Below are 18817 nucleotides of genomic sequence, written 5' to 3' on the forward strand. Positions count from 1 at the left end.
TACAGAAAAAAGCTGTATTATATAAACAGATTATCACGGCGGAAAAATAATACAGCTTTATAAATTATTACTTTACTACTTTTATGCTTACATCAATGACTCCTTTATTAACATCGGCAATTCTTGAAAAGGCCTCTTTGCTCAGATCTATAATTCTGCCTTTGGTAAAGGGACCTCTGTCATTTATACGTACTTTTATTTTTTTGTTATTTTCTACATTGGTTACCTCTACAATACTTCCAAACGGAAGACTGGGATGGGCAGCAGTAAGAGCTCTGTCGGAAAAAATTTCGCCGCTTGCCGTGGAATTACCGTTAAATTTATCACCATACCATGATGCTTTTCCGGAATACGGCAGACTGGCAGAAGGAGTGCCGCCTCCCTTGTGTGAAACTCCCGAACATGATATTATCATCAAAAAAACTGTAAAAATATAGATTATTTTTCTCATAATTTTACTCCTTTAACAAAAATTAAATAGTTTATCGAATGAACAAAAATTCATCGTATATGTATTTGTTGTATTTATTATAACATACTGCATAAAAAAGTTTAATAGAAAATTTATTTGACATTTTATTCACAAAGAAATATAATAAGACATATAAAAGATTAGATAACAGTCTCTATATTGTGAATAAAATATTATTATTCATCAATAAAAGACTTTTTAAGATTTTATATTAAGTGAAAAAAATAACATAATTATAAGGTATAGATTATATATATAAAATTAATAGATACTTTTACAATTGAAATAATATATACTGTATGATTTTATGTTAGTATAATTTTTTCTGAAAAAGTGAAAAAAATAATTTATGGAGGTCAAAAATGGTTAAGGATTTGGAATCATTAAAAGAAATGATGGCAAAAGTAAAAGCAGCGCAGGCAAAATTCGCTGAATACAGCCAAGAAGAAGTAGACAGAATCTTTAAAGAAGTCGCTTTAGTAATTAACAATGAAAGAATTAATCTTGCAAAAATGGCTGTTGAGGAAACAGGAATGGGTATTTTGGAGGATAAGGTAATAAAAAATCATTTTGCCTCTGAATATATTTATAATAAATACAAGGATGAAAAAACTTGCGGCGTACTTGAAGAAGACAGATCATTCGGAATCAAAAAAATAGCCACACCAATAGGAGTGGTAGCCGGGGTAATACCTACAACAAACCCTACATCGACTACAGCGTTCAAAACACTGCTTGCTCTGAAAACAAGAAACGGAATTATATTTTCTCCGCATCCAAGAGCAAAAGGATGTACTATCTATACTGCGAAACTAGCTTTAGAGGCTGCAGTGAAAGCTGGAGCACCTGAAAATATCATTGGGTGGATAGATGAACCGAGTGTGGATCTTTCTAAGGAACTAATGGCAGAAGCTGATCTGATTCTTGCAACTGGAGGACCGGGAATGGTTAAAGCTGCTTACTCATCAGGAAAACCTGCAATAGGGGTAGGAGCAGGAAATACACCGGTAGTAGTAGACGAAACAGCTGATGTAAAAATGACTGTAAACTATACATTAATGTCAAAAACTTTTGACAACGGGGTAATCTGTGCATCTGAGCAGGCAATAATAGTAGACGAGAAGATTTATGACGAAGTAAGAAAAGAATTTGACTTAAGAGGAGCATATATTCTTAAGAAAACTGAACTGGATAAAGTAAGAAATACAATATTTATAGATGGTGCATTAAATTCTAAAATAGTAGGTCAAAGTGCATATACTATAGCAAAAATGGCAGGAGTGGAAGTTCCGGAAACTGCAAAGGTTCTTATCGGGGAAGTAACTTCTGTGGCACATGACGAGCCGTTTGCACATGAGAAATTATCTCCGGTTCTGGCTATGTACAAAGCAAAGAATTACGACGATGCATTGGATAAAGCAGCAAAGCTGGTAGATCTTGGAGGACTGGGACATACATCGCTTCTTTATGTAAATCTTGCTGAAAGAGAAAAAATAGACAGATTCGGTAAAAGAATGAAAACAGGAAGAACTCTTGTAAATATGCCTTCATCACTGGGAGCAATAGGAGATGTATTTAACTTTAAATTAGAGCCGTCATTAACATTAGGATGTGGGTCTTGGGGAGGAAACTCTGTTTCTGAAAACGTAGGAGTAAAACATTTGATTAATATAAAAACAGTTGCTGAAAGGAGAGAAAATATGCTTTGGTTTAGAGTTCCTGAAAAAATCTATTTTAAATTTGGTTCGCTTCCTGTAGCTTTAGAAGAATTGAAGGGGTCTAAAAAGAGAGCATTTATCGTAACAGATTCGGCGCTGGCAAAATTAGGATTTACTAATCATATTACAAAGGTACTTGATGAATTAAATATAGACTACAGAATATTCTCTGATGTAGTGGAGGATCCGACATTATCATCAGCTCAAAAAGGAGCACAGGCAATGCTTGACTACAATCCTGATGTGATTATAGCACTTGGCGGAGGATCTGCAATGGATGCTGCCAAAATCATGTGGGTGTTATATGAGCATCCTGAAGTAAAATTCCATGACTTATCAATGAGATTTATGGATATAAGAAAGAGAATATATCAATTTCCTAAGATGGGAGTAAAGGCAGAATTTATAGCTGTAGCAACATCAGCTGGAACAGGTTCGGAAGTTACACCGTTCTCAGTAATAACTGATGATGAAACTGGAGTAAAATATCCACTTGCTGATTATGAATTAACACCTGATGTGGCAATAATTGATCCTGAATTAATGCTTACTATGCCTAGAGGCTTAACAGTGGCATCTGGTATAGACGTACTTACACATGCTGTGGAATCATATGTTTCTACACTTGCTACTGAGTTTACAAAGCCTATATCGCTGGAATCAATGAAGCTGGTATTCGACTATCTGCCTGAATCAGTGGAAGGCGGAGCAAAAGCAATTCATGCAAAAGAAAAAATGGCTAATGCATCATGTCTTGCAGGTATGGCTTTCGCAAATGCATTCCTTGGAATATGTCACTCAATGGCACATAAACTGGGAGGAAAATTCCATGTACCTCATGGTATAGCAAATGCACTGCTTCTTAATGAAGTAATCAAGTTTAATGCTGTGGAAAGTCCAACTAAAATGGGAGTATTCCCTCAGTACAAATATCCTGATGCTAAAAACAGATATGTGGAAATAGCAAACTTCTTAGGAGTAAACGGTAAAACAGATGATGATAAAATAACTAATCTGATAAAAGCAATAGACGGTCTGAAGGATAAAATAGGAATCCCGGCTTCTATAAAAGAATTCGGAGTTCCTGAAAAAGAATTTTTAGAAGCTGTTGACCAACTTGCACTTGATGCATTTGACGATCAGTGTACAGGAGCAAACCCAAGATATCCGTTAGTAACTGAGCTAAAAGAAATATACTTAAAAGCATACTATGGTGCTGATTATCAAGGCAAATAAAATTTTAATAAATGTGAGAGCCTGCTGAAAAGCAGGCTCTTTATATATTTTCAAATAAATATTGCGGCAGGAAAAGCAGCTTTGTAATATATTGTTTTTAGATATCAAATATTATACAGATCAAAATAATCAGAATTTTAATATATGAAAAAATTTAGAATCGTATAAGTTAAAAAAAATATAAAACTAATTCTGAAATAAGCAAAATCAAATGAAGAAAATGTATGATGTTACTGTTAGTAAGAAACAGTATGATTGTTAGCATTTCTGCCTGAAAAAATTTTACTGATAAAATAGTTTTAGAAATTGAAATATGGTAATAGTAATTAAATATTATGCAAAATTTGTGTAAAAATGTGATTATCAAAATTCTAAAATAATGAATTGATTTAAAAAAAATATAAAAAAACTACCCCACCTTGAAATAAATAGAACAGAATTTTATGGATTTACATTTTGTAATTATAGTTTTGTATATAAATAGAGTAAAAGTAAGAGTAGTAATAAAGAACAGTTTTGAACGAACGATGGTATGTTTGGGATCAGTAAAATGGCAGTTATGAACTACAGTTATACATGCTGACGGAAAAATGAAAAGCAGAAATTTTAATTTAATCCTGCGGGATATATTTTAGAATTTCTGCAATGAAATAAATTTACTAAAATATCAATAAAATAAGGTATACATCATGAATTTGATTATACCTTATTTTTAAAACATAAAAAATGAAGCAAGATCATTTGGTCGTATGTTTTCTTGGGATTTCTGCTCTGATAATACACTGTATGGTCTGAAAATAAAGGCTTTCAAAGATTTGACATGCAAGGGAAAATGTGATAATATAGTTTATATACTTAATTTATAAACTGATCGTAAAATTCTTAAATTTAATTTATATTTTTTTATTTGCTTATGCAAATGAAAGGAAAAGAGAAAGAGGAATATGAAAAAAATAATATTAATGTCAATACTCGGAACATTGTCTAGTCTTGGGAATGCACAGATTACAGTTAATACATCCTCTGATACTAAAAATATAACTACTAATACACAAACAACAGATGATATGATAATTACCGGAGAAGGACCGTTCACTGCCGGCGGGAACAACGGAAATCCCGATCCTAACTGGTATTTACAGGGATATAAGGTAAATAACGGGGCAGTTCTTGAAAATGTAAATAAAATTGATTTAAATGCAAAATATGATAACGGTGTTTTGATTAGCAATAATTCAGGTCTAGTTAATTCCGGAACAATCAGTCTGAACAGCACTAATGGCGTAGGAGTTTTATCGTCTGACGGAACAGGAAATATAGTAAACTCTTCTAATGGTGTTATAAAGTTAACAACAGGAATAGGAATCGCCACAAAAGGTTATTCCGGTCCCACATTTACAGGGACTATCAGAAATGACGGTCAAATATTGTCTACAGCGGGAGGAACAGGAATATTTACATATGGAAGTCAGTATGTACCCGGCGGGACAGTGGAAAATAACGGAATAATAAGTGTGAGCGGAGGAACAAACGCTACAGGTGTTTCAATAAGGGGTTTCACCACATTTACCAATAATGAAACAGTATCTGGTTCAGCTTCAGCCAGTTCGTCTTTTGGTGCTTTGGTTACAGGAGACAGCGGGGCTCAGCTTATAAACTCGTCAACCGGAGAGATAATCGGGAAAAATTATGCCAACGGAATGTATGCTGCCAATAATTCTGCTACTAATCAGACATTTGCAAGAAATGACGGAACTATAGTTGTAGATAAAGGTTATGGTATATATGCAATTTCTTCAAAAGCAGAAAATAACGGAACAATATATTCGAATAATATAGGAATATATGCAACTAAATATTCAGGGACATCCCCGGTTTCTGTTATTTCAAATAACGGAACTATAGTAATAGGAAATAACGGGATCGGAATGCAGCTAGGACAGGCAATAGGGAAAAATACCGGGGAAATAGTTATTGCCGGAAATAATGTAATAGGTGCATATATATTCGGCGGAAGTAATTATGAGGGAAGTCTTACAAATTATCATGATATAAGCTCTGATGCAGATAAGACAGGGGTTATTCTGATAAAACTCAGCGGAAGTACAACAGCAGGAGATAAAACAGCACATATATATAATAATGCTTCATTAACAGCATTAGGTGATAATTCGATTGCTATCTATTCTATAAGTAACGGTAAAATTCATAATACGGGAAATATAACTGTAAATAACGGAATTGGTATAAAATTGGAGAATTCTTCGTTGAATAACGGTGATAATACCGGTGTTATTACAGTAAAAGGGAGCGGAATCGGAATTTTGGCGGGTGCTTCTAACTATAACGGTTCCGTACTAAATAACGACGGGAAGATAATACTTGAAAATAACGGGACAGGTATTTATGTTTCTTCAGGAAACACTTATATGAATGGAACAACAGGAACAAATGCCGGAACAATAGAGTTCAGCGGAGACGGCGGGACAGGTATTTATGTAACAGATACTAAATCATCATTTACAAACAATGCAGATATCACATCATCAGGGAAAAATACTACAGGTATGTCTGCTGTGAATTTTGCAAGCATAACAAATACAGGTAATATGAATCTTTCAGGAGAAGGCTCTGTAGGACTGAATATAGCCGGCGACGGAAAGCTGCTGTCTAATACGGGAAATCTGACTGTAGATAACGGAATAGGAATAAAAGTAAGCAATTCTAAAATAGAAGCAGGACAAAATACGGGTGCTATCACTGTCAGCGGTGAATCTGGCGCAGGAATAGCCGGTATAAACTCAAAAATTATCAATAACGGTAAAATTTATGTGAATGATATGGCTCTTGGAATATACAGCAGTAATTCTGAAGTGACAAGTGCAGGAGAGATAGAGATAACAGAAGGTACAGGAATAGGAGCTGAAACTGGCAGTAAAATTACAAATGAGGCTTCAATAGAAATCTCGGGATCAGGTACAGGAATAAAATCTGCCGGTTCTATAATAGCAAATAAAAATACAGGCGAAATATCTGTAGTTAAAGGAACTAATATAGAAGCAAGTGATTCACTGGTAACAAATAATGCAGTTTTGAGCAATAAAGACGGAACAGGAATACTTGGCAGAAATACAGAGATAATAAATAATGGAAATTTACAGATAGAAAAAGGTACAGGTATTTCTGCATTGAGTAATAGTCTGTTGACAAATAGCGCAGAAATAAATGTAACAACAGAAGGAGCAGGAATAAAAGCTTCAAATTCAGAGATAAATAATAATAGTAACGGAACAATAACTGTCACAAAAGGAGTTAATATTGATTTATCAGAATCAGTTTTGGAAAATGCTGCGTTATTAAGTAATTCAGATGGTATAGGAATAAAAGCTGATAATTCAACAGTGAAGAATACAGGAAATATAGATATAACAAACGGAACAGCCATAGAAGCTTTGAATAACAGCAGTATTTTGAATACAGCTTATTTGAAGAGCGGCAATACCGGAATAAATACTTCGAATTCAATACTATTAAATGAAGGAAAAATCGATGCAGCAGAAACTGGAATTTATGCATCGGATAACATAAAAACTGTAAATACAGGAGAAATAAAAGGTAAAACTGGTGTAGAAATAATTTCCGGGACAGAAGAATACAGCGGCCACTTTTTGAATACAGGAAAGATCACAGGTACAGATTATGCCGTGAAATTTGATAATAATAATAGTGTATTTGAACTGGGGAGCGGAAGTATCATAAACGGAAAAATTGATGCCTCAGGCGGAGAAAATGTATTAATAGTAAATGGAACTGTAAATATAGACAGTGCTGATAATTTTAATAAAATAGTAAGCAGAGGGGATTCTGTTATTTCCGGAATCGTTAATTTGAATCCTGCTGCAGATGACAGTTATTATACAGAAGCTTTTTCTGCGAAAAAGAGTATGGCGGATATGGCATCTGAAACAGAGCTGGGAGAATTAACAGTATCAGGAGTGGTAAATGTAGGCGTAAATTATGACGGCATAGTTGATGAAACAGATAAAACAGGAAAAATTATAGCAGCAAGTCTAAATTTACAAAACGGAAAAATAGTTTTGAATAATGCAGGAAGTACGGTAAATGATATTGCTAAAGAATCAGGACTGACTAATTACGGAGACCAGATCAGAGTAAAAAGTATAGTAGTATCAAATAAACAACAGGCAGTAGACCCGTCTTTCCAATTTCAGTCAACTGGCGGAATGAATGAAGCAGAAGGGTGGACAAGAGAAACAGTAGCAAGGATAGAAAACGGCGTTACAGTATTAGATGCATTATATACTAATCTTAATAAAGAAGTTCCTGTAACACCTACACCAGAACCTGCACCAGAACCGACACCGGATCCCGCACCTGTACCAAATCCCAAACCCACAGCGGCTGAAAAAACAAATGCGGTTCCCAGAAACAGGATTGATCTTGATAATCTAAACAGACTGGACAGTATATCGGGAAGTTTTCTTTCAATGGAAGCAGACAGTATGAATGCCGGTGAAAGAAGACAGTCAGTGGAATATACGGGAACAAAAGCAGGATCAAATTTCAAGGCAAGCAACAGCCTTAATTATGACTATGATGCTGATTCTGACGGAATAGCAGGAACAACTCTTTATAAACATACAGACAGCTTATACAGCGGATTTACTTTAGGATATTCAGATAATAAGGTAAATTATGATAACGGAGATGATGAAAAAATAAGTTCGGCAGGAATAAATATATTTGGAAGATATAAAACAGGGAACTGGAATTTTGACGGGCATTTTGGATACAGCTATAATGAACATGAGCTGAATGCAGACTGGCTTATGGCAGGAAGAAAAGAGAGCAATTATAATTCACATGTAATAAAAACAGGAGTATCGGCAAGCTATGACCAGAATCTGGGAAATACAGGACTGGTATTGACTCCGTCAATAGGTGCAGATTATATAATGGTGAATGAGGAAACAATAAGAACAGACGGAATGGCAAATATAGAAGGTGCACACGGGAACGGTGCAGCAGGGAAAATAGGACTTCATCTCGGCAATACTGCCGGAAATTTCAGATGGTTAGCCGGAATAGGGTATGAACAGAATTTTACAGATACTTTTCACAAAGAGAGAAAAATGCTGAATAATTATACAATGGAAGAACTGCATTATGGAAAAGGAACTTTCAATGCTAATTTAAATATGGATTTTAAAGTAACTGATAAATTTACTCTGAAAACAGGCTATGAATACGAAAATAACAGTAATTATGAAAATCATAAAATTAATGCAGGTATTTCGTTTATACTTGGTGAAAAATAAATATTTATACTCAATAAAAAAGAACTGTGTGTTACAAAACAGTTCTTTTTTTCGTGCTTAAGAGTATTATTTCAGATAAATATCAGATTTTTTTATGAAGTATTCCCAATTATCCGCCATTTTATTTGAAAGATTAATAAATTTCAGAAGTCCTTTTGCAGGATTTTCTTTTGACCAGACTGAAGAAGCTTCCAGAAATTCCAGTTTATATTTATACGCAGTCACAGCATCCTGATGAAGCTCTTTTACTGCTTTATTAAAGTTTTCATCGTCGGTATTTCCCCAGTTTTGAGCTTCCAGATCTTTTAATATCGCATTTATCTCTTTGATGCCTTCACGGGATTGGGCATTAACCAGCGGAGTATCAGTATCTTCGAGTGCCTTAGCTATAATTTTTAGTCTGGGGATATGCATATCTTCATATTCGATCAGCTTTTCCTTTATTAATTTTTTTTCTTCCAGTACCTGCGGTGTGTTTTTAAAAACAGGTTTTTCTATTTTCTGATTCTTAAGGGAAGAAGCGGTTACTAGATGTTTAGCAGCAACAGAACCTAATGCAAGAATTATAAAAATAAGAATTCCTGTGATCAGAGTAATTTTTTTCTTTTTTGTCATGTGAACTCCTTAATGAAATTTTATGATATTTTATCATGAAGAAAAAAATAATGCAATTTTGCAGAAAAAAATTCTAAAAACAGAAAAAAATATCTGAAGGCTAAAAAAATAAAACTGCAGAATAATCAGATAAATACCAGTATTCCAAATAACAGAGAGGAAAATAGAATTGTTGAAATATTGACACAAAATAGAATTTATGCTAACATAGAAAAAACGTTTTCTGTAAGGAGAATTATGAGTAAAATAACAATAAAGGATGTGGCAAAAGAAGCCGGAGTTTCTGTTTCTACAGTTTCACGCGCTTTGTCCAAACCTGAAAATGTAAAAAAAGAATATGTAAAAAAAGTTTTGAAAGCTGCGGAAAAGCTTAATTATACACCAAGCATAACTGCTCAAAACCTAAAGGGAAAGCTTAATAATATAGGTGTCATACTGAATGCGAATACTGACGAGTCTTTTCTTTCTCCTTATCTCTCGGAGGTTTTGCGGGGAATAATGACTATAACTCAGCAAAAGCATTATTTTATACAGCTTTTATCATGTGAAAGAAGCGCAGAAAAAACCAAAGAACTGATTTCACTTTATAACAGCGGAAGAGTGGACGGATTTATACTTTTAAGCAGTAAGCTGGATGATATGTTTATAAAAAGCTTTGTAGAAAATGACGTGAAATTCATAATAAACGGAAATGTATATGATGAAAATCTGATAAATAAGGTCTATACAGTGGATACATTAAATGAAGAGGATTCTTTTCTTGCAGTAAGCTATCTGATTAAGCTGGGACACAGAAAAATAGCAATGGTAAATTCTTCTGCTGAATTCACTGTAAATTATGAAAGATATATGGGATATAAAAGAGCATTGAGTGAAAATAACATAGAGGAAGATAAGGAAATAATACTGGAGACAGGGGACAGCATAGAAAGTATAACGAGTATTGTAAGAGGGCTTTTACTGAAAAGAGGAGATATCACGGCAATATTTTGCAAAAATGATATAAAAGCAAGAATAGTAATGAATATTGCTGACGAGCTCGGTATAAAAATTCCCGAAGAGCTGTCAATAGTGGGGCATAATGATACATATATGTCAGAAATAGCAAAACCGAAGCTGACTACCGTAAAAGTACCGATTTATGAGATGGGAGTAGAGCTTGCCGAAAGATTAATGCTTCTTTTGAACGGAACAGAGGTAGAAAAAAGAAAAATATTTGAAACGGAATTAAAATTAAAAGATTCATGTGCAAAGATAAAATTATAGAGTTGCTTTTGTTATAAAAGCAGCTCTTTTTTTAGTTTTTATAAAAATAAGATGATTTTTTCTATTGACAGAATAAAAAACTTGAGGTATTATCATATTGAAAACAATTTCTCTAATAAGGCTTAATTTAGAAAATGTTTTCTCATAAAATTTTAGATTCATAAAAAAGATTAATAAATAAAGTAGCTGGAGGAGTTAAAATGGCCAAAGTAACATTAAAAGGGGTAGAAAAACAGTATCCAAATGGATTTAAAGCAGTACACGGGATAAATCTTGATATTAAAGACGGGGAGTTTATGGTCTTTGTCGGTCCCTCGGGATGTGCTAAATCAACTACGCTTAGAATGGTAGCAGGTCTTGAAGAGATCACGGGAGGGGAAATATATATCGGTGATAAGCTCGTTAATGATGTGGCACCAAAAGATAGAGGAATAGCAATGGTTTTCCAGAACTATGCCCTTTATCCGCATATGAGCGTTTATGATAATATGGCTTTCGGGCTGAAGCTAAAGAAAACACCGAAAGCAGAAATAGACAAAAGAGTAAGGGATGCAGCAGAAAAGCTTGAAATAACAGATCTGCTGGACAGAAAACCAAAGGATATGTCAGGAGGACAAAGACAAAGGGTAGCACTTGGAAGAGCAATAGTAAGAGAGCCGGAAGTATTCCTTTTTGACGAGCCTTTAAGTAATCTTGATGCAAAGCTGAGAGTATCCATGAGGGTAAGAATAAGCCAGCTTCATAAAGAGCTGGGGTCTACAATGATTTATGTAACACATGATCAGGTTGAGGCAATGACAATGGGAGACAGAATATGTGTCTTAAGAGAAGGAAAGATCATGCAGGTGGATACACCGTTAAATCTGCATAACCATCCAGCGAATAAGTTCGTAGCAGGCTTTATAGGATCACCGACAATGAATTTTTTGAACGGAGTAATAGAAGAAAAAGACGGGAAGCTGTTAATGAAGGTAAAGGGGACAGAGCTGGAATTTCCAGAGAGCATGAGAGAGAAGATAAAAGGACATACAGGAAAAGAGGTGTCATTTGGAATAAGACCGGAACATATCTCACTGGGAAAAGAAGGAGAGCAGAATGCACTGAGAGGGAATATACTGGTAAAAGAACAGATGGGAAATGAAGAGATAGTGTATTTTGAGAGTGAAGGAAACCAGATAACGGCAAGACTGACGCTGAATCAGGAGGAAAGTCTGAGCCTGAAGGAGAGCGGAATATTTAAGATAGATATGGAAAAATGTCATTTATTTGATACAGATACTGAAAAGGTACTCTGAATATCATACTTAAAAAAATAAGTTTATAGAAAAATAAAATATTTAAACAGAAGGGAGCATATTAAATTGGCAGCGATTAGAGAAAGACTGATAAAAGTGTACGGAGAAGAAACGGCCGGAAAATATACAGAAATAATAGAAACCATGATAAATAATGCCCAGAAAAAACAAAAGGAACAGAAAAAAGTGAAATGGGATGAAAAGGATGTAGTTTTGATAACATACGGAGACCAGATATACAAAACAGGCGAAAAAACACTGAAAACATTTGATGACTTTTCAGAGAAATATTTTAAAAATGTATTTGAATTGGTGCATTTTCTTCCATTTTTTCCATATTCATCAGATGACGGATTTTCTGTAATTGATTATAAAAAAATACATGAAAATATGGGAGATTGGGCTGATATAGAAAAAATCAGGAAGAATTTCAGATTAATGTTTGATTTTGTATGCAATCATATATCTGCGAAAAGTGAGTGGTTTCAGGAATATTTGAAATGTAATCCCGAGTATGATAATTTTTTCATAGCAATAGATAAGAATACTGATCTTAGTCTGGTTACAAGACCCAGAACACTTCCGCTGCTTTCGGAATTTGATACTGCCTGCGGTAAAAAATATATCTGGACAACATTTAGTGATGATCAGATAGATTTGAATTTCGAAAATCCTGAGGTTCTGATAAAAATGCTTGATGTATTACTCTTTTATCTGGAAAAAGGTGCAGACTGGATAAGACTGGATGCTGTGGGATTTATGTGGAAGGAAGCGGGGACTACCTGCATACACCATGAAAAGACACATGAAATAATAAAGCTTTTCAGGGATGCAGCGGAACAAACTGCTCCGGGAACTGTAATAATAACTGAGACAAATGTTCCTCATAAAGATAATATTTCATATTTCGGGAACGGAAGAGACGAAGCACAGATGGTATATCAGTTTCCGCTTCCTCCGCTGGTGATTTACACATTTATGCACGGGGACAGCTCGGCAATCAGCAGATGGGCTTCGAATCTGGAAGTTCCAGGTGATGAAGTGACATATTTTAATTTTCTTGCTTCGCATGACGGAATAGGGATAAATCCTGTAAGAGGTATTATTGAAGAAGAAGAAATTTTGGAAATGGTAAGAAATCTTGAAAAAGAAGGTGCATTGGTTTCTTATAAAAAAAATACAGACGGGACATTAAGCCCTTACGAAATAAATTCTTCATACATAAATGCAGTATCAAGAAAGAATGATACAGATGAGATGAAAACAGGGAAATTTTTAAATGCACAGGCTGTTTTACTTGCATTTAAGGGTGTACCCGCAATATATGTACATAGTATACTCGGTTCCGAGAATTACTATGAGGGTGTAAAAATTACTGGAATGAACCGTACAATAAACAGGGAAAAGCTGGAATACGGAAAAATTACTTCGGAACTGGAAAATAAAAACGGAATCAGAAGCAGAATTTATAACCGTCTAAAAGAACTGATAAAAGCAAGAAAGACCGAAAAATCTTTTAATCCTGATGCGGAACAAATAATTCAGAATTTTGGCAGTGAGGTATTTTCTTTTATCAGAATATCTGTGGATAAAGAGGAAAAAATTCTGATTATCAATAATATTTCAGATAAAGAGATCACATTGAAAATTCCTTATGAAATAAAACGTACAGTGATCGCTGAAAATTCTCTGACTGATGAAAATCATATCAGGCTTGCATCTTATGGATTTACATGGCTGGAAATTAAATAATATTTAGATAAAGGAGAGAGATTATGAAAAAAATAAGTATGAGGTTAATGATTTTAATTACTGGAATTATTTTTCTGACTGCCTGCGGAAAAAAAGATGATACAGGAACAACTGAAACAGGTGCAGCAGCCGGCGGGCAGGTAACTGTGGAATTTATGCATTCAATGGTAGAACAGGAAAGACTTGATCAGATAAATGAAATAATAGCAGAATTTGAGAAAGAAAATCCGGATATAAAAATAAAACAAATACCGGTAGATGAAGACTCTTACCAGACTAAAGTAACTACACTCGGATCAAGCGGAAAGCTTCCGGCAATAATAGAAGTGAGCAATGATTATGCAAAAGTAATGGCTAAAAATGAGTTTGTAGATTATGAGGCAGTAAATAAAGTAATACAGGATAAAGGTGCTGACAGTTTTTATGACGGGGCATTAAGAGTATTAAAGACAGAAGACGGGGCTAATTATGCAGCTGTTCCTATCAGCGGATGGGTTCAGGGTGTATGGTATAACAAAAAAGCCTTTCAGGAAAAAGGACTAAAAGAGCCTGAAACATGGGAAGATATTCTGGCAGCAGCCAAAGCATTCAATGATCCTGCGAATAAAAAATACGGGATAGCACTTGCTACTGCAAAAAGTGTAATGACAGAACAGGTATTTTCACAGTTTGCATTATCAAACGGGGCAAATGTACTGAACGGAGAAGGAAAAGCAGCACTTGACACTCCTGAAATGAAAGAAGCGATAGAATATTACCAGGAGCTTGCAAAATATACAATGCCCGGATCAAATGACGTATCACAGGTAAAGGATGCGTTTTTAAACGGATCGGCTCCTATGGTGATTTATTCTACTTATATACTTCCGGCTGCATATAAAGAAGGAATAACAGATGATCTTGGGTATGCTGTTCCTACAAAAAAACAAGGAGCGGCTTTCGGGGTAGTTTCTGCACTTACTATTACAAATGGTCTTGATGATAATCAAAAGGCAGCGGCAGAAAAATTTGTAGCATTTATGTTAAAAGATCAGTCTAATGCAAAATGGATACTTATGTCTCCGGGCGGATTACAGCCTGTAATAAAATCTGTAGCTACGAGTCCTGAATATACATCTAACGAAGTAATAAAAACATTTTCGGCATTCAGTAGTGATCTGACATCTTCATTTAATAACCTTCAGATGTTTGGTGTAGTGGACGGGAAAAATTTCATAGTAATGGGAGATATTACCAATGCAGGAATTATAGGCGGAATGATTAATGAAATAGTGGTAAATAACAAGGATATAGCTGCCGGTATGAAAGCAGCACAGGAGCAGATAGCTGAAATTGCACAATAAAAAAATAACAGAATTAGGATAAAATTTACATTTTATATTAGTGTTGTGAACCTGACAGTTTAATTAAAAATAAACAGGTCACAGCACTAGTTCTGTGTTTATATAAAAACAGCGGCAATAAATAAAAAAATAGGAGAAAATTATGAAAAAACATAAAGTTTATAAGGATACAAAGCTGGCTGTGGCACTTCTTGCTCCAAGCATATTATTAATAGTTCTTTTGATAGGTTATCCTATGATTTATAACTTTATAATAAGTTTTCAAAAAATTCCTTTAAATCCAAGACTGACACCTAAATTAGTGGGATTAAAAAATTATTCTACGGTTATAACAGATATAAATTTTTATAAATCACTGCTTCTTACTATTTTGTATACATTTTTTTCTGTAGCGGGAAGTACTGTGGTAGGATTAGGAGCAGCCATTTTTGTAAACAGAAACTTCAAATTTAAAGGAACAGCAAGATCATTGATAATACTTCCTTATATAGTTCCTTCAATATCTCTGGTATTTGCATGGAAATATATGTTTAATAATATATACGGAATCATAAATTATATGCTTGTAGATAAACTGCATATTTTGAAAGAGGCTCCGCTATGGTTTGATAATCCCACAAGTGCCTTTATACTGGTAGTATTATTTTCAGTATGGAAATTTTTCCCGTATGCATTTTTATCATTTCTGGCGATATTACAGACACTGGACAGTACACTGTATGAAGCGGCAGAAATAGACGGGGCAAATAAATGGCAGCAATTTCTGGCTATTACCATTCCGTGTATAAAGCCTGTGCTTATGGTAGTAATAACACTGAGAACCATCTGGGTATTTTATATGTTTGCGGATGTATATCTGCTTACCAAAAAAGTAAATATACTGGGAGTATATCTATATGAAATGGCCTTTGCAAGAAATGATCTCGGTAAAGCGGCGGCAATTTCCATACTGCTCTTTGTAATAATATTCTCATTTATAATATTTATAAGAAAGAAGGTGGATATAAATGAACAGAAATAGTAAAACAGCGAGAAGAATAAATAAAATAGTGTTTTATGTATCACTGGTATTTATGCTTTTTATAATTTTATTTCCTTTTATAATTATGCTGTCTACATCTCTAAAAGGAGCGAAAGAAGCAATACAGTATCCGCCGACTATAATACCCAAAAATATAACATTTGAGCATTACAGGGATATATTTAATCCGAAAATATTTCCGTTTCTGAATTATTTTAAGAACAGTCTTTATGTGGCGGTATTTACAGCAATAATATCTGTAGCTGCGGGAATTTTCGGAGGATACAGCTTGTCAAAGCTGAATTTTATGGGAAAAACAGTTATAAATGACAGTTTTTATACTGTCTATATGTTTTCGGGAATTCTTCTGGTAGTACCGCTGTTCAGAATAATGTCAAAGCTCGGGCTGCATGATACGAAGACAGCATTGATAATAACACTGGTGGTACAAACACTGCCGACATCAATTTATATGCTGAAAAGTTACTTTGATACAATACCTAAGGATCTGGAAGAAGCCGGAATGATAGACGGGCTGAACAGAATACAGATTATTTTCAAAATAATAATACCACTTTCCCTTGCAGGGATTGCATCTGTATTTATATATTGTTTTATGATTGCATGGAATGATTATTTATTTGCAGTGGTATTCATATCATCACCGGAATATTTTACACTCCCTATAGGGCTTAATGCATTATTTAATACACCTGATTATATTTGGGGAAGAATGATGGCAGCATCATTAGTAACAGCACTTCCTGTAGTAATAATGTATGCTGTATCGGAAAAATTCATAAGGGGAAATATGGTAGCCGGCGGAGTAAAGGGATAATATTCACTGGCTTAATAAATACAAAAAACAAATTTTATAAGATAACAAACAGGAGGAAAAAATCATGAAGGCATTAATTGCTACAGCACCCAGAAAGGCTGAATTACTGGATTATGAAGACAGAGAAATGGCAGAGAACGAAGTAAAGGTAAAAGTGGAATTCGCTTCGCCGAAGCACGGTACAGAGGTAGTGGATTTCAGAGGACTTAGTCCTTTTATAGATGAAGACTATGATACTGAATGGCAGATTTTCAAAAAAAGGGGTGATGATGAAGCAAGAGGTGTAGTATTTGGGGAATTTAACCTAGGTAATATGTTTGTAGGGAAAATTACTGAAAAGGGCAAGAATGTTACAGAATATGAAATAGGGGATACTGTATGCTCATATGGTTCTATAAGAGAAACACAAATAGTAAATGCAGTGGATAACTATAAATTAAGAAAGCTTCCCGAAGGAGTATCATGGAAAAATGCAGTCTGCTATGATCCGGCACAGTTTGCCATGAGCGGGTTTCGTGATGCTAATGTAAGAGCCGGGGATTATGTGGTAATAATAGGTCTTGGAGCAATAGGGCAGATATTAATACAGCTTGCTAAAAAAGCAGGAGCCGGAATAGTAATAGGTGTAGATCCCATAAAAATAAGAAGAGATATAGCAGAAAAACACGGTGCTGATTATTGTTATGATCCTACAGCATGTGATGTAGGATTGGAAATAAAAAAAGCAACAAACAAGATGGGCGCGGATTCTGTCATAGAAACGAGCGGAAGTGCACAGGCTCTTCAGGCTGCATTAAAGGGAATAGCTTACGGAGGGACAATATCGTATGTAGCTTTTGCAAAGCCGTTTCCCGAAGGTTTGAATTTTGGACGTGAGGCACATTTCAGCAATGCAAAAATAGTATTTTCAAGAGCATCAAATGAACCAAACCCTGATTATCCAAGATGGAACAGAAAAAGAATAGAGGATACATGCTGGAATCTACTGATGAGTAATTATATCGACTGTGAAGATATTATAGATCCGGTGGTAAATTTTGCGGACTCAGCAGAAGCATATGAAAAATACGTAGACCAGCATCCCGATTTAAGCATAAAAATGGGAATAATAGTAGGAGGGGAACAAGATGTTTAAAATTTGTACACAGGATCAGGCTTTTTTGCCGAGAGAGCTGAAAGAAAGATTTCAAAAAGTACAGGATATGGGGTTTGACGGTTATGAAATAGACGGAGCATTATTGCTTAATAATCTTGATGAAGTAAAAGAAGCCATAAAGGAAACCGGACTTCCCGTAGTAAGTGCATGCGGAGGATACAGAGGCTGGATAGGCGATTTTATAGAAGAAAGAAGATTAAATGGGATAGAGGATATACAAAAAATACTGGAAGCTCTGCAGGAGATAGGTGGAAAAGGAATTGTAGTTCCGGCAGCATGGGGAATGTTTACTTTCAGACTGCCTCCGATGCAGTCTCCGAGAAGTGCAGAGGGTGACAGAAAGGCAATACTGGATTCATTAAAAATATTGGATAAAAAGGCAGGAGAAACAAATACTGTCATATTTCTTGAGCCTCTTAACAGATATCAGGATCATATGATAAATACTCTTGCAGCAGCAAGAAGTATAATAGAAGAAGGAAAATTTCAGAATGTAAAATTAATAGCTGATGCATATCATATGAACATAGATGAGGATAATATGTTTCAGTCACTTATAGATAATAAGGATATGGTAAAACATATACATATTGCGGAAAATCACAGATTTCAGCCGGGATCGGGAAGCATGGATTTTAAAAAGCTGTTTAAGACTCTGAAAGATATAAATTATGACGGATATGTGGTCTATGAATGCAGAATAAGGGGTGAAAATCCTGAAAAAGAATATCAGAAATCACTGGAATATCTAAAAAGCTGTGAATAG

Annotated in this window: 12 protein-coding genes; 10 read left to right on the forward strand and 2 right to left on the reverse strand. The window is 34.7% G+C overall.

Annotation, left to right across the window (positions count from 1 at the left end):
* Positions 1-67: 67 nt before the first annotated feature.
* Positions 68-451 (reverse strand): septal ring lytic transglycosylase RlpA family protein, encoded by a 384-nt coding sequence (locus tag STERM_RS07440; protein ID WP_012860972.1) that lies wholly within the window; start codon positions 449-451, stop codon positions 68-70.
* A gap of 383 nt (positions 452-834) precedes the next feature.
* Here STERM_RS07440 and adhE point away from each other — a divergent pair, with 383 nt between their 5' ends.
* Both adhE and STERM_RS07450 read left to right on the forward strand, forming a co-directional pair.
* Positions 835-3426 carry a bifunctional acetaldehyde-CoA/alcohol dehydrogenase gene (gene adhE / locus STERM_RS07445; RefSeq protein WP_012860973.1) on the forward strand — a complete coding sequence of 864 codons (2592 nt, stop codon included), beginning with the start codon at positions 835-837 and terminating at the stop codon, positions 3424-3426.
* Positions 3427-4370: 944 nt separating this feature from the next.
* Positions 4371-8765 (forward strand): autotransporter outer membrane beta-barrel domain-containing protein, encoded by a 4395-nt coding sequence (locus STERM_RS07450; protein ID WP_012860974.1) that lies wholly within the window; start codon positions 4371-4373, stop codon positions 8763-8765.
* Between the two features lie 66 nt (positions 8766-8831).
* Here STERM_RS07450 and STERM_RS07455 read toward each other — a convergent pair whose 3' ends face one another.
* Positions 8832-9380: a hypothetical protein gene (locus STERM_RS07455; protein WP_012860975.1), complete on the reverse strand. Its 549-nt coding sequence runs from the start codon at positions 9378-9380 to the stop codon at positions 8832-8834.
* A 237-nt stretch (positions 9381-9617) separates the two neighbouring features.
* Here STERM_RS07455 and STERM_RS07460 point away from each other — a divergent pair, with 237 nt between their 5' ends.
* The 8 genes from STERM_RS07460 (at position 9618) to STERM_RS07495 (ending at position 18817) form a co-directional block, all read left to right on the forward strand.
* On the forward strand, positions 9618-10646 hold the full coding sequence (locus STERM_RS07460; protein ID WP_012860976.1) for a LacI family DNA-binding transcriptional regulator: 1029 nt from the start codon (positions 9618-9620) through the stop codon (positions 10644-10646).
* A 200-nt stretch (positions 10647-10846) separates the two neighbouring features.
* Positions 10847-11941, forward strand: a complete 1095-nt coding sequence (locus STERM_RS07465) for an ABC transporter ATP-binding protein (protein ID WP_012860977.1) — start codon at positions 10847-10849, stop codon at positions 11939-11941.
* A gap of 66 nt (positions 11942-12007) precedes the next feature.
* Positions 12008-13693 (forward strand): sugar phosphorylase, encoded by a 1686-nt coding sequence (locus STERM_RS07470; protein ID WP_012860978.1) that lies wholly within the window; start codon positions 12008-12010, stop codon positions 13691-13693.
* Between the two features lie 23 nt (positions 13694-13716).
* Positions 13717-15036, forward strand: coding sequence for an ABC transporter substrate-binding protein (locus STERM_RS07475; protein ID WP_012860979.1), 1320 nt, complete (start codon positions 13717-13719; stop codon positions 15034-15036).
* A 142-nt stretch (positions 15037-15178) separates the two neighbouring features.
* Positions 15179-16057 (forward strand): carbohydrate ABC transporter permease, encoded by an 879-nt coding sequence (locus STERM_RS07480; RefSeq protein WP_012860980.1) that lies wholly within the window; start codon positions 15179-15181, stop codon positions 16055-16057.
* A complete protein-coding gene (locus STERM_RS07485) occupies positions 16044-16895 on the forward strand; it encodes a carbohydrate ABC transporter permease (protein WP_012860981.1) in 852 nt (283 codons plus the stop codon). Before STERM_RS07480 ends, STERM_RS07485 begins: the two co-directional genes overlap by 14 nt.
* A 64-nt stretch (positions 16896-16959) precedes the next feature.
* On the forward strand, positions 16960-18030 hold the full coding sequence (locus tag STERM_RS07490; RefSeq protein WP_012860982.1) for a zinc-dependent alcohol dehydrogenase: 1071 nt from the start codon (positions 16960-16962) through the stop codon (positions 18028-18030).
* On the forward strand, positions 18023-18817 hold the full coding sequence (locus STERM_RS07495; RefSeq protein ID WP_012860983.1) for a sugar phosphate isomerase/epimerase family protein: 795 nt from the start codon (positions 18023-18025) through the stop codon (positions 18815-18817). The genes STERM_RS07490 and STERM_RS07495 overlap by 8 nt, the downstream gene beginning before the upstream one ends.

The organism is Sebaldella termitidis ATCC 33386 (assembly GCF_000024405.1).
Lineage (GTDB): Bacteria > Fusobacteriota > Fusobacteriia > Fusobacteriales > Leptotrichiaceae > Sebaldella > Sebaldella termitidis.

Bases quoted from the DNA above. Each gene is read 5' to 3' on its own strand.
- STERM_RS07440 (WP_012860972.1), bottom strand. From the start codon at position 451: ATGAGAAAAATAATCTATATTTTTACAGTTTTTTTGATGATAATATCA.
- adhE (WP_012860973.1), top strand. From the start codon at position 835: ATGGTTAAGGATTTGGAATCATTAAAAGAAATGATGGCAAAAGTAAAA.
- STERM_RS07450 (WP_012860974.1), top strand. From the start codon at position 4,371: ATGAAAAAAATAATATTAATGTCAATACTCGGAACATTGTCTAGTCTT.
- STERM_RS07455 (WP_012860975.1), bottom strand. From the start codon at position 9,380: ATGACAAAAAAGAAAAAAATTACTCTGATCACAGGAATTCTTATTTTT.
- STERM_RS07460 (WP_012860976.1), top strand. From the start codon at position 9,618: ATGAGTAAAATAACAATAAAGGATGTGGCAAAAGAAGCCGGAGTTTCT.
- STERM_RS07465 (WP_012860977.1), top strand. From the start codon at position 10,847: ATGGCCAAAGTAACATTAAAAGGGGTAGAAAAACAGTATCCAAATGGA.
- STERM_RS07475 (WP_012860979.1), top strand. From the start codon at position 13,717: ATGAAAAAAATAAGTATGAGGTTAATGATTTTAATTACTGGAATTATT.
- STERM_RS07480 (WP_012860980.1), top strand. From the start codon at position 15,179: ATGAAAAAACATAAAGTTTATAAGGATACAAAGCTGGCTGTGGCACTT.
- STERM_RS07485 (WP_012860981.1), top strand. From the start codon at position 16,044: ATGAACAGAAATAGTAAAACAGCGAGAAGAATAAATAAAATAGTGTTT.
- STERM_RS07490 (WP_012860982.1), top strand. From the start codon at position 16,960: ATGAAGGCATTAATTGCTACAGCACCCAGAAAGGCTGAATTACTGGAT.
- STERM_RS07495 (WP_012860983.1), top strand. From the start codon at position 18,023: ATGTTTAAAATTTGTACACAGGATCAGGCTTTTTTGCCGAGAGAGCTG.